The organism is Kitasatospora sp. NEAU-CNBT7 (assembly GCF_057220535.1).
The window spans coordinates 1-12,394 of sequence record NZ_JBXQQB010000020.1; the positions used below are offsets into that span (position 1 = coordinate 1).

General features: G+C 74.0%; 12 protein-coding genes. 8 read left to right on the top strand and 4 right to left on the bottom strand.

Annotated elements, in window-relative coordinates; translation table 11 throughout:
* A partial coding sequence (locus AC2TEW_RS24135) for an IS701 family transposase (RefSeq protein ID WP_484625434.1) occupies positions 1-555 on the bottom strand: 555 nt, incomplete at its 3' end.
* 53 nt (positions 556-608) lie between these two features.
* A complete protein-coding gene (locus AC2TEW_RS24140) occupies positions 609-1,220 on the bottom strand; it encodes a TetR/AcrR family transcriptional regulator (RefSeq protein WP_484625435.1) in 612 nt (203 codons plus the stop codon).
* 102 nt (positions 1,221-1,322) lie between these two features.
* On the opposite strand from AC2TEW_RS24140, the gene AC2TEW_RS24145 reads away from it, so the two are divergent.
* From AC2TEW_RS24145 to AC2TEW_RS24170, 6 genes are all read left to right on the top strand, one after another.
* Positions 1,323-2,255, top strand: coding sequence for an oxidoreductase (locus tag AC2TEW_RS24145; RefSeq protein WP_484625436.1), 933 nt, complete (start codon positions 1,323-1,325; stop codon positions 2,253-2,255).
* 135 nt (positions 2,256-2,390) lie between these two features.
* Positions 2,391-2,663: a hypothetical protein gene (locus AC2TEW_RS24150; protein ID WP_484625437.1), complete on the top strand. Its 273-nt coding sequence runs from the start codon at positions 2,391-2,393 to the stop codon at positions 2,661-2,663.
* A gap of 541 nt (positions 2,664-3,204) precedes the next feature.
* Positions 3,205-4,905 (top strand): glycoside hydrolase family 64 protein, encoded by a 1,701-nt coding sequence (locus AC2TEW_RS24155; protein WP_484625438.1) that lies wholly within the window; start codon positions 3,205-3,207, stop codon positions 4,903-4,905.
* 335 nt (positions 4,906-5,240) lie between these two features.
* Positions 5,241-6,749, top strand: coding sequence for an MFS transporter (locus AC2TEW_RS24160; RefSeq protein WP_484625439.1), 1,509 nt, complete (start codon positions 5,241-5,243; stop codon positions 6,747-6,749).
* 100 nt (positions 6,750-6,849) lie between these two features.
* Entirely contained in the window at positions 6,850-7,290 is a 441-nt protein-coding gene (locus AC2TEW_RS24165; RefSeq protein ID WP_484625440.1) for an SRPBCC family protein, read from the top strand.
* A gap of 63 nt (positions 7,291-7,353) precedes the next feature.
* Positions 7,354-8,718: a carotenoid oxygenase family protein gene (locus AC2TEW_RS24170; RefSeq protein WP_484625441.1), complete on the top strand. Its 1,365-nt coding sequence runs from the start codon at positions 7,354-7,356 to the stop codon at positions 8,716-8,718.
* 127 nt (positions 8,719-8,845) lie between these two features.
* Here AC2TEW_RS24170 and AC2TEW_RS24175 read toward each other — a convergent pair whose 3' ends face one another.
* On the bottom strand, positions 8,846-9,208 hold the full coding sequence (locus AC2TEW_RS24175; RefSeq protein WP_484625442.1) for a winged helix-turn-helix transcriptional regulator: 363 nt from the start codon (positions 9,206-9,208) through the stop codon (positions 8,846-8,848).
* Between the two features lie 105 nt (positions 9,209-9,313).
* Here AC2TEW_RS24175 and AC2TEW_RS24180 point away from each other — a divergent pair, with 105 nt between their 5' ends.
* Positions 9,314-9,961: an FMN-dependent NADH-azoreductase gene (locus tag AC2TEW_RS24180; RefSeq protein ID WP_484625443.1), complete on the top strand. Its 648-nt coding sequence runs from the start codon at positions 9,314-9,316 to the stop codon at positions 9,959-9,961.
* A gap of 44 nt (positions 9,962-10,005) precedes the next feature.
* Here AC2TEW_RS24180 and AC2TEW_RS24185 read toward each other — a convergent pair whose 3' ends face one another.
* Positions 10,006-11,592, bottom strand: coding sequence for an alpha/beta hydrolase (locus AC2TEW_RS24185; RefSeq protein WP_484625444.1), 1,587 nt, complete (start codon positions 11,590-11,592; stop codon positions 10,006-10,008).
* Between the two features lie 139 nt (positions 11,593-11,731).
* Between AC2TEW_RS24185 and AC2TEW_RS24190 the strand changes: the two genes are divergently transcribed.
* Positions 11,732-12,361 carry a glyoxalase gene (locus AC2TEW_RS24190; protein ID WP_484625445.1) on the top strand — a complete coding sequence of 210 codons (630 nt, stop codon included), beginning with the start codon at positions 11,732-11,734 and terminating at the stop codon, positions 12,359-12,361.
* Positions 12,362-12,394 lie beyond the last annotated feature (33 nt).

The window sequence follows — 12,394 nt, forward strand, 5'->3', positions numbered from 1 at the left end:
CCTCGCGAGCTGGACCTTGGTGGCGAACTCGACGTCGTCGCCGATTCCCGCGGCCCGGCAGCGCTCGCGGTCGTCCGTCCAGGACTTCGGCAGGTAGAGGGCCCGGTCGATCAAGGTCCGGCCCCGCTTGCCGGAGTAGGCGAGGAACACGCCGACCTGGCAGTTCTCGGTGCGGCCGGCGGTGCCCGAGTATTGCCGCCGGACGCCGGCCGACCGTACGCCCTTCTTCAGGAAGCCGGTGTCGTCGACGATCAGGACGCCGCCCGGGTCGGCCAGGTGCTCGATGACGTACTCGCGCACGTCGTCGAGCACCGCGTCGGCGTCCCAGTCGATCCGGTTCAGCAGCCGTTGGATCCGGTCGGGGCCGCCATGGCCGGCCTCCTCGGCCACCGTCCAGCCGTTCTTTCGCTCCAGCGGCGCCAACAGGCCCCGCATGTAGGCCAGCGCCGACTCCCGAGACTCACTCCGCGCGAACCGGCGGGCAAACCGCTCATGCAGCCCGGCCAGCCCGTCCGACCAGCGACGAGCATCGATCTCGGATATGTCCCCACCCATGAACGGTCCAACGAGCGAACCCGACAACCGTCACGGTAAGCACCGTTGCAGTACTAGGCGCCGACGGTCCGGCCGGGGTGGGCGGCGAGGCCGCTGAGCAGGCCGTCCACCGCCGTGTCCACGGTGGCGGCGACGTCGGTGTCCGCGATCATGCCGGTGTTCAGCAGGACGGCCAGGCCGTGCAGGGTGGCGAAGGCCAGCCGCCCCGCCGCCTGTTCGTCGGTGCCGAGGAGTTCGCCGCGGCTCCGGGCGGCCGAGATCGCGGCGAACGGCACCGCGTACGCGGCGTGGGCCGCCGCCAGCGTGGCATCCGTGCCCTCGCGGTGCTTGCTCGCGAACATCAGCTCGACCAGCGGCATCCGGCCGACCGCGAACGCCACGTAGGCGTGGGCGATGGCCCGCAGCTGGGCCTCGAAGTTGGCCTGGGCGCCCTCGAGGGCCTCCGCCAGCCGCGCGGCGAGGTTCTCGAACCCGCGGACGGCGAGCGCCTCGAGCAGGGCCGCGCGGTCGGGGAAGTGCCGGCGGGGGGCGCCGTGGCTGACCCCGGCATCCCGGGCGAGGGCGCGCAGCGACAGGTCCTGGACTCCGGTCTCGATGAGCGCGCGCTCCGCCTCGTCCAGGAGCACGGTCCTCAGATTGCCATGGTGGTAGCTCCGTTCCGGCATGCCGGGATGCTAACAAACCGCTGGTCGGCCGCGGTCCGGGCGGTGCGGGCCGGGTCGATGTAGTCATTGACAACATCTGGGGTGCGGTGGCAGCCTGGCGGTATGAGCACACCGCACAGGAACTGGACCGCCGCGGACCTGCCCTCGCAGGCCGGCCGCACGATCGTCGTCACCGGAGCCACCAGCGGCCTCGGGGCCGTCACCGCCCGCCACCTGGCCGGAGCCGGCGCCCACGTGGTGCTGGCCGTCAGGGACACCCGCCGGGGCGAGGCGCTGGCGGCGGACATCGAGGGCAGCACCGAGGTGCGGCGCCTGGACCTGGCCGACCTCTCCTCCGTCCGCGGGTTCGCCGACGGCTGGGACGGCCCGCTCGACGTCCTGGTCAACAACGCCGGCGTGATGGCCATCCCCGAGGCGCGCACCGCCGACGGGTTCGAGATGCAGCTCGGGACCAACCACCTCGGCCCCTTCGCCCTCACCAACCTGCTGCTGCCGCAGATCACCGGGCGGGTCGTCACGGTCGCCTCCAACGCGCACCGCCGACCGGGGGTGGACATCGACTTCGACGACCTCAACTCCGAGCATTCCTACCGCCCGTGGCGCGCCTACCAGCAGTCCAAGCTCGCCAACCTGCTGTTCACCCGGGAGCTCCAGCACCGCCTCACCGCAGCCGGATCCCCGGTCACCGCCCACGCCGCCCACCCCGGCTACGCCGCCACCAACCTGCAGAGCCGCTCGGCGGGCGCCGTGCAGCGCCTGGTGATGGCCGTCGCCAACCGCGTGGTCGCGCAGTCGGACGAGCAGGGCGCACTGCCGTCCCTGTACGCGGTCACCCAGCCGCTGCCCGGCGGCAGCTACACCGGCCCGGACGGCCGGGGCGAGCTGCGAGGGTACCCGGCTCCGGCGCAGCCGAGCGCGTACGCCGTCGACGACCGCAGGGCCCGCCGGCTGTGGGACCGCTCGGAGGAGCTCACCGGGGTGCGCTTCCCCGCCCTCGGCCCCGACCTCGGCGCGTCGGGGGGAGCGGCCGGCTGACGGGCGTCGGCGGGTCGGCGGGGGGCTCGTGGGGTGCGCCGGACCCGGGGCGGAGGGGCCGCCGGGGGCCGTGGACGGGAGGACTCCGGATACGCCCGTGACGTGCAGGTATCGTGCACCTTGAAGGAGGTCGTCATGATAGCTGGCCCGGGCTTCTGGGACGTGGAGATCGAGCGGGCGGGTTGGTCCCGGATCCTCTCCCCGCGACCGGCCGACTTTCCGGAGATCGACCGGCCGGGCAGGGTGTGGGGCAGGAACTGCTACGTGCGTGGCGCGGACCGGCTGGTCATCGAGTGGTCGGACCAGGTCACCATCTCCGCCGCCCTTCTCAACGGCGTGCTCTGCCCGCTGCGGTCCGCGGAGGACCTGTCGGCCGCGATCCGCCCGGGCGGCGGCCCGCGGCCCTAGGGCCCCGCTTGGCGGATCCTGCCGGGCGCGCGACGACGGATCATCCCGCCTGGACACGCGCCCGGATCGCCCAAGGACGTCCAGTACGAGGTCGACTCGGGCGCACGCCCGGACGGGCGCCTGGGGTGCCTCCCGGCCGAAGACTGGGGGAGTCGCACGCTGATCCGACAAGATCCGCCAGCCAGGCCCTCGGCCTCCCTCCGGCCGGGCGGCGGCCCGCGCTGCGGCGCGCCCCGGTCCGGCGCGGCCCGTGAGGCCGGTTGACCGGCTGTTTCCGGCCGCGCCGGGCCTTCGGCGAGGGTCAAGGGAACCCTAAAGCGGCCTTAAGGCAGCGGACCTGCGGAGATCGTTGCAGGTCAGAGCGGTTGTGTGGGTGCCGTGAACCTTGTCGGCGAGTCGGCCGGTGCATAGCATGTGGGCTCGCTGAGAGCGCTCTCGGGACGGGCGGACCACCTCCGGTGGCGCCCGTCGCGAACCCGGCCCCACGGGCTGCGCCGCACACCGTCGAACACAGGCCCCCACGCCGAAGGGAAGTTCCTCGATGACTCCGCGCCACCACCGACCGCTCTCCCGCCGAAAGCTCCTCGCCGCCACCGCGGGCGCGGCCCTGTCCGTCGCCGCCGTGACCAGGTGGGTCGAGTCGAGCGCCGTCGCCTCCACAGCGGCCACGCTCCCGCTGGACCTGGTCAACACCACGGGGAACCCGACGGTGTACGCCTACGTCCTGGGCCGTGACCCCGCGGCGGGCGGCACCTGGGCCTTCATCCAGGCGGACGGCTCGACCCTGTACCACCCGCCGTCCCCCGCCAGCGACCAGACGCCGCTGGGCGTCGACTGCGCCATCCCGCTCAAGGCCCCCGGCGCCGGCGCCCGCCAGATCACCCTGCCCCGGCTGGACAGCGGACGGATCTACTTCTCGGTCGGAGCCAGGCTCACCTTCCTGATGAACCGCGGCGGCGGCCTCGCCCTGCCCTCCGTCAGCAACCCCACCGACCCCAACGCCGGCGTCCGGCACGACTTCTGCGAGTTCACCTACAACGCCGACCAGTTGTACGCCAACATCACCTTCGTCGACATGGTTGGCCTGCCCATCTCGTTCCGGCTGGAGACCGCCCAGGGCACCCAGACGGTCCGCGGCCTCCCGGCGGACGGGTTGGCCCGGGTGGCCGGTGCGCTGCGCGCCCAGTCCGCCGCCGACGGCAGCGACTGGAGCCGGCTGATCGTCCAGAAGGACGGCACCGATCTGCGGATCCTCAGCCCCAACCTGGCGATCCGGGGCAACAGCTCGCTGTTCGCGGGGTACTTCGACGACTACGTCGACCAGGTGTGGAACGCCTACCGCACCAAGGACCTGCGGATCGACACCCAGTTCACCTGGGGCGCCGTCACCGGCCGGGTGAACGGCGACACGCTGACCTTCCCCGGGGCCGGGAGCTTCGCCAGGCCCTCCACTCGGGCGATCTTCTCCTGCAGCGACGCGCCGTTCACCACCGGCAACGACCTCATGGGCAACCTGAGCGCACGGCTGGCCGCCGCCTTCAACCGGACCACCCTGCTGGACAACCCCCATCAGCCGGACGGCGAGAACCCCGCCGCCTTCTACACCCGCGCCCGCACCAACCACTACGCCCGGATCCTGCACACCACCACCCCCGACGGGCTCGGCTACGCCTTCCCGTACGACGACGTCCACCCGGCGGGCGTGGACTTCGAGGGCAAGGTGCAGTCCGGCAGCCCGACGCGGTTCACCATCACCGTCGGCGGTACCGGCGACCCCGGGCCCGGGGGCTCGCCCACCCCGACGGCCACCGCCACCGTCCCGCCCGGCGGCGGGACCGGCGCGTTCACCACCATCCAGGCCGAGGCGTTCGCCGCCCAGTCGGGCGGCCGGGCCGAAGCCTGCGCCGACACGGGCGGCGGCAGCGACATGGGGTGGCTGGCGAACGGCGTCTGGCTGAAGTACGCGGCCGTCGACTTCGGTACGGCCGGCGCCACCCGCTTCAGCGCCCGGGTCGCCTCCGGCGCCGCCGCCGGGATCAGCGGGCTCGTCCAGGTCCGCCTCGGCAGCCCCACCGCCACACCGGTCGGCGGCTTCGCCGTCGCCGCCACCGGCGGCTGGCAGAGCTGGCGCACCGTTCCGGCCGACATCGCCCGGACGACCGGGGTCCACGACGTCTACCTGACCTTCGACAGCGGTCAGCCCGCCGACTTCGTCAACCTCAACTGGTTCACCTTCGCCTGACGGGCCGCCGGCGCGGCCCGGTGCCGTGCCGGTGGTGAGGTCCGTCATCGGGACGGCGGCCGGAGTCCGGGTCCGGGCCGGCCACCCGCGACCCGCCGCCCGTCGCGCACCAGGGGACGGCTTGCAGCCGCTCCGGGCGGCGGAACCGGCTGCGGAACGGGCGGTGCCGTCGGCCCGGCGCAGGGCCCGTACGCGGGTCCACTCCTGTCCATCGCGGGGCAGCCGGGCCGGGCGGCCCGCGGTGGGCAGGATTGGACAGGTGCGGACAGGAGTGGACAGTCACCGGCCCCGCCGGACCTGGAATGTGAACAGCGGTCGGCCCGAGGCTGTGCGTCATGAACCTCCAGCGCACACCGGCCGACCGGGCGGCCCCCGGCCCAGGCTCCGGCCCCGGACCGGGGGCCGTGCTCGCGTCACTCGCCGCGGCCCAGTTCACCGTCATGCTCGCCACCTCGATCGTGAACGTGGCACTGCCGCAGATCCGCGCCGGGGTCGGCCTGTCCGACACCGGCACCACCTGGGTGGTCAACGCCTACGGCCTGGCGTTCGGCGCGCTGCTCCTGGCGGGCGGCCGGGCGGCCGACCTGCTCGGGCGCCGCCGGGTCCTGATCGCCGGCCTCGGCCTGTTCGCGGTGGCGTCGGCGGCCGCCGGACTGGCCTCCTCAGCGGCCGTGATGATCACCGCCCGGGCCGTCCAGGGCCTCGGCGCCGCGGCCATCGCCCCGGCGGCCCTGGCCTTGGCGATGGAGCAGTTCCCGACCGGCCCCGGGCGCGGAAAGGCGCTCGGCGTCTGGGGCGCGGTCTCCGGCGCGGGCGGGGCGGGCGGCGTCCTGCTGGGCGGTGTGCTCACCCAGGCGTGGGGCTGGCCCTGGATCTTCCACGCGGTCGCGCTCGGCTCGGCGCTGGTGCTGGCGGCGGTGGCGGTCCTCGTCCCGAAGCCGGCCGGCCGCCGCGAGGGCGGCTTCGACCTGGCGGGCACCGTCACGGTGACCCTCGCGCTGACCTGCCTGGTCTGGGGGCTGACCACCGCGCGTTCCGCGGGGTGGACGGACCCGGCGGTGCTCGGCGCCCTGGGCGCCGCCGCCGTCCTGCTGGTGGCCTTCGCCGCGGTCGAGCGGCGCCGCGCGGACGCGCTGATACCGCCGAGGCTGTTCGCCACCGGCCGGGTCGCGGCGGGCAACCTGCTGATGGCACTGCTGGGTTCGGTGTGGATCGCGCTGTTCTTCTTCCTGCCGCTCTATCAGCAGCAGGTCCTCGGGGCCAGCGCGCTGGCCACCGGGGCCGGCCAACTGCCGCTCGCCGGGGCCAACATGCTCGGCGCGGCACTCTCACCGCGGATCTCCCGGCGGATCGGCGCCACCGCCACCGTCACCGCGGCCCTGCTCACCGAGGCCGCCGGGCTGCTGTGGCTGTCCCGGATCTCCGTCGACGGGAGCTACCTGGCCGACATCCTCGGCCCGAGCATCCTGATCGGCCTGGGCCTGAGCACCGCGTTCGTCCAGCTCACCGCGCTCGCCGTGGACGGGGTCCCGGCCCAGGACGCGGGCCTGGCCGGCGGACTGGTGAACACCACCCGCCAGGTCGGCGGCGCGATCGGCCTCGCCGCCCTGGCCACCCTGGCCGGGTCCGTCACCGCCCACGCACCGGCCGGCCGGTCGCACCTGGCGGCACTCACCGCCGGCTACCGCGCCGCGTTCGCGGTCTCGGCCGCGGTCCTGGTGGTCACCGCACTGCTCGCCCTGGTGCTCACCCGCCGCGCCCGCCCCACCGGCGGGGGAGAGCGGACCGCGCCTGCGGCACCGGCCCCGCGGAGCCGACCCGCCGAGCCCACGACCGCCCGCTGATCCGTCACCCCCCGACTGCCACCCCCCCGACCGTCATCCCCGACCCTCACCTCCATCTGTCACGACCCCCATCACCCGCACCAACCCCCGAGGAACACTCATGCACACCATCGACACCGCCGCCCCCGTCGTCGTCCGGCTGGACACGCTGATCGACGCCCCGCTCGACACCGTCTGGTCGCTGCACACCGACATCGACAACTGGCCGGTCTGGAACGTCGACATCGACCAGGCCAAGCTCGACGGCCCGGTGGCGGTCGGCACCAGCTTCACCTGGCGCACCCACGGGCTGAGCATCACCTCCACCATCCGCGAACTGGTGCCCGGACAGCGGATCGTCTGGGGCGGGACCGTCGAGGGCATCGTCGGCATCCACACCTGGACCTTCGAGCAGAGCGGCGACCGGGTTGCCGTCCACACCGAGGAGTCCTGGAGCGGCGCCCCCGTCGAGGCCGCGGTCGAGGAGCTGGGCACCGCCCTGCAGGCCTCCCTGGAGAACTGGCTCGACAGCCTCAAGTCCCGCGCCGAGCAGACGGTCTGAGGCTGCGGACCACCGCTGCGCCCAGACCTGCCCGATCAACCTCTACGACCACAGGAACCGAACATGACCAGCAGCAAGCCGTACCTGACCGGCCACTACACCCCCGTCGCCGACGAGATCACCGCCACCGCGCTCACCGTCGAGGGCACCCTGCCGCCGGAGCTGACCGGCCGCCTGATCCGCAACGGCCACAACCCGAAGCCCGGTGTCACCCCCACCCACTGGTTCAAGGGCAGCGGCATGGTCCACGGCATCCGGCTGCGTGACGGCCGCGCCGAGTGGTACCGCAACCGCTGGGTGCACACCCCGGCCCTCGAGGGCGCACCGTACATGACCGAGCACGGCCCCGACCTCACCGCCAGCACCGCCGGCACCCACGTCATCGAGCACGGCGGCCGACTGCTCGCACTCTGCGAGGCCAACCTGCCGTTCGAGCTCACCCGGGACCTGGAGACCGTCGGCGCCTACGACTTCGACGGCAAGCTGCGGACCGCCATGACCGCGCACCCCAAGGCCGACCCGGTGACGGGGGAGCTGCACTTCTTCGGCTCCTCGCCGTTCCCGCCGTTCCTGACCTACCACGTCGCCGACGCCAAGGGGGAGTTGCTGTACAGCGCCGACATCCCGGGCGCGACCGCCTCCCTGAAGCACGACTTCGCCATCACCCGGCGCCATGTGGTCTTCATCGAGGGCAGCGTCACCTTCGACCCGAACGAGCACTCCGGCATCCCGTACGGCTGGAGCGACCGCCAGCCGTCCCGGATCGGCGTGATGCCGCGGGGTAAGGGCGGCGCGGAGAAGATCCGCTGGTTCTCCATCGAGCCCGGCAACATGCTGCACGCGTCCAACGCCTTCGAGGACGGCCAGGGCCGGATCGTGCTGGAGGGCCCCACCGTGGACGCGGAGGGCTTCCGGCTGTCCTGGAACTGGTGGGTCGGCGCGCCCGGTCGCGGCACCGAGCCCAACACCCGTTCCTACACCCGGCGCTGGGTGATCGACCCGGCGGCCGGGACCGTCGACGAGCAGATCATCGACGACCTCGCGGTGGAGTTCCCGACCCTCAACGAGGACTACCTGGGCGCCGAGAACCGCTACCAGTACGCGGTCTCCTTCCCGGACCAGGAGGGCTTCGGCGGCTACGGCGTGGTCAAGTACGACCGCACCACCGGCGCCCGCCGCATCCACCAGATCGGCGACGCCCGGCTGCCCAGCGAGGCGGTGTTCGTCCCGGCGGCCGGCGCCGTCAACGAGGACGACGGCTACCTGCTCACGGTCGTCTCCGACCTCAAGCAGGACGCCTCCCAGCTGCTGGTCCTGAACGCCTCCGGCCTCGACCGGGTCGCCACCGTCCACCTGCCGCGCCGCGTCACCGCCGGCATCCACGGCTCGTGGATCCCCGACTCGGCCCTGGACGGCAGCGACAGCTGACCCACCCCCGTCCCCCGACACCCGTCCCCGGGCGCGGCATCCCGCCGCCCCGGGGACTTCGCGTTTCCTGCGGGCGGCGGGATGCCGGTACCGGTACCGGCGTCTGCCGGGACCGGGGGTGGCGGGGTCAGCAGGTGCCGGGCGGGGTGGCGGGCAGGTGCCGCTCGGCCCAGGTGCGCAGTTCGGTCATGGCGGGGCCGAGCGCGCAGCCGGACTCGGTGAGCTGGTAGCGGACCCGCAGCGGGGGCCCCTCGTCGACCTCGCGCAGCACCAGACCGGCCTCGGCGAGCTCGGCGAGGCGGTCGGAGAGCATGCGCTCGCTGATGCCCGGGATGGCGCGGCGCAGCTCGGCGAAGTGGGCGGGTCCGTCGCCGAGGACGGCCACCACCAGGCCCGTCCAGCGTTTGCCGAGCAGGGCGAAGACACGGGTGATGCCGAGGTCCACCCCGGTACAGGCCGTGTGGGTCTGTGCTGCTGCTTCCTGCGCCATGCCACCAGACTACTGCCCCTCCGCTAGTGGCTTATTAAAAGTAAGCTGCTACTGTAATGACAGCTGCGCATCAAGCTGCAGTTACTACCGAAAGGGAGGCATGCTATGCCCACGCTGCTGCACATCGACTCGTCCGCACTGACCGAGGGCTCCGTCTCCCGCGAGGTCTCCGCGACCTTCCGCGCCGAGTGGCTGGCCCAGAACCCCGGCGGCACGGTCGTCTACCGCGACCTCGCGGCCGAGAACGTCCCGCACCTGGACGCCGCCGGCATCACCGCGGGCTTCGTCCCCGCCGAGCACCGCAGCCCCGAGCAGCAGGCCGCGTACGAGCTGCGCGAGCGCCTGATGGCCGAGCTGGAGCAGGCCGACGCGGTCGTCATCGGCACCCCGATGTACAACTTCACGATCCCCTCCAGCCTCAAGGCGTGGCTGGACCAGGTCATCCTGATGGGCCGCACCGCCGGCGAGCGGCCCTCCGCGGCCGGCACCCCGGTCACCGTGGTCTCCGCCCGCGGCGGCTCGTACGGCCCGGGCAGCCCGCGCGAGAGCTTCGAGTTCGTCACCACCTACCTGGAGAAGGTGCTCACCGGCATGCTCGGCCTGGAGGTCGACTTCGTGGTGCCGGAGTTCACCCTCGCCCGGGTCAACCCGGCGCTCGCCGACTTCATCGAGACCGCCGACGCCTCCAAGGCCCAGGCGCACGAGGAGGCCGCGGCCAAGGCCAAGGCCGTCAGCGCCCGCCTCGCCGCCTGAGCCCCCGCCCGGGGGCCGGTCGGCCCGGCCCCCGGGGCCTGCCCTCAGTCCTGGTAGACGGTGCCCGGCGGTGGCACCCGGCCGGTGGCCAGGTAGGCGTCGATGGCGTCCCTGGTACGGCTGGCGCCCTGGGCCAGGTAGCTGGTGTGGCCGTCGCCCTCCCGGGTCACCAGCGCGCTGGAGGGCAGGCCGCGGTGCATCCGGACCGCCCACGGGTACGCCGTCGAGGGGTCGTGGGTGGCGTTGGTGATCAGGATCGGCGGCGCCTGCCGGACACCGTACGGCCCCGGCGGGTTGCTCACCGGCGCCGGCCAGCCGACGCACCCGGCCAGGATGGTCCAGGACTGGGACGCGCCGCCGAACCGGGGCGCGACCGTCCGCCCGAGCCGCTGCAACCGCCGCAGGTCGTCCAGGGTCCGGACCGGGGTCGGCCAGTCCTGGCACTCGATCGCGATCGCGCTGCCGTTGGCCTCGTCGTCGGCCGGTCCGGTGGCGACCGGCTGGGAGAAGGCCGAGGCGTCGCCGTCCTGCGCCTGCCGCAGCGCGAGCGCGAGGTCACCGCGGCGGGCCGGGAACAGCAGCAGGCCCTGCAGGCCGAGCCGGAGGTCCTCACCGGTCACCGACGGCCGGCAGCCGCCCGCCCCGGCACACCCCGGCGCCGGGATCGGCGTACGGTCGGCGGCAGCCACCAGGCCGTCGAACACCTGCCCCACGTCGGTGCCGTGCAGGGCACAGGAGTCGTCCCGGGCGCACCAGTTCGCGAACCGGTCGAAGGAGTCCTCGTACGCGCGGGACTCGTCCGTCAGCAGCGAGGTCAGGGACAGCGAGTGGTCGAGTGCGCCGTCCAGCGCCAGGGTCCGGATCCGGTCCGGGAACAGGCCGGCGTACGTCGCGCCGAGCTGGGAACCGTACGACAGGCCGAGGTAGTTCAGCTTCCCCTGGCCGAGCGCCTGCCGCAGGGCCTCGAGGTCGCGGGCGGCGCTGACGGTGTCGAGGTGGTCCAGCAAGGGGCCGGTGAGGCGGCGGCAGCTCTCGCCGAGGTCCCGGTTGCGGGCGACCAGGCGCTCGAAACCGGCCTGGTCGGTGGGGAACAGCGAGACCTGACGGTTGAGCGGCTCCGGGTCGCAGCGGACCGCGCTGCTGAGTCCGACGCCGCGCGGGTCCAGGCCGATCAGGTCGAAGTTCTCCCGGGTCGCGGCCGAGAACAGGTGCATCCCGAGGGACTCCGCGTACACCGCCCCGGTGCCGGAGCCGCCGGGACCGCCGGGGTCGAAGAACAGGCTGCCGACGGGGTGCGCGCCGGCCGCCCGGAGGCGGTCCACCGTGACCGTGGCCTTCGCACCGCGGGGGTGCGCGTAGTCCACCGGTACCTGGATCGAGGCGCACTCGAGCTCCGCCGGCGAACCGGGGAAGGGGCACGCCGCCCAGCTCAGCGGCGGCGCCGGCCGGCCGGCGCCCGGCCCGGCATCCGCGGCGGCGGTCACGGTGGTCATCGCCAGGACGGCGGTGACCAGCGCCGACGTGACGGCGAGGCGCCGGGTACGGGCCGACGGGGGCCGGCCGGGCGACCTGCCGGACCGGACCGCGCGGACGGGCCCGCGCCCGCCCGTGGGACGTGGTGGTGTCGTCATGTCGCCCACGATGACGCGGGGTCGGCGGTGCTGTCACTGGGGCCCGCCGCAGGAGCCGGGGTGGGGCCCGCCCCACCCCGGCCGGACCGGTCAGGAATGGAGAAGCACCCGCGCCGGGACGCCAACTAGCGTGACCGTCATGGCTTCCATTCACTCCCTCACCCTCGAGGTGGCCGACCTCGCGGCCGCCGAACGCTTCTACGCCGCCTTCGGACCGGGCGCCGCGCTGCGGCTCCGGCTGCGGGCGGCGGACACGCCGACCACCGGCTTCCGCGGGTTCGCTCTCGCCCTCACGGTCCCCCGCCCCGCCGACGTCGACGGCCTCGTCGACGCCGCGGTCGAGGCCGGCGCCACCGCGCTGAAGCCCGCCGCGAAGTCGTTCTGGGGCTACGGCGGCGTCGTCCGGGCCCCCGACGGCACGATCTGGAAGGTCGCGACCTCGGCGAAGAAGGACACCGGCCCCGCGACCGGACGGATCGACGAGGCCGTGCTGCTGCTGGGAACGGCGGACGTGGCCGCGAGCCGGCAGTTCTACGTCGACCACGGCCTCACCGTGGCGCGGAGCTTCGGCAAGAAGTACGTCGAGTTCGCCGGCCCGTCCGGCGCGGTCAAGCTCGCGCTGTACGGACGCCGCGCCCTGGCCAAGGAGCTCGGGGTCCCGGTCGACGGGAGCGGCTCGCACCGGCTCGCGATCAGCGGTGACGCCGGAACGCTCGACGACCCGGACGGGTTCGCCTGGGAGGCCGCGTCGCCGGTCCCGGTCCACTGACCGCCGCCCGCACCGTCCGGAGGGCCCGCCGCG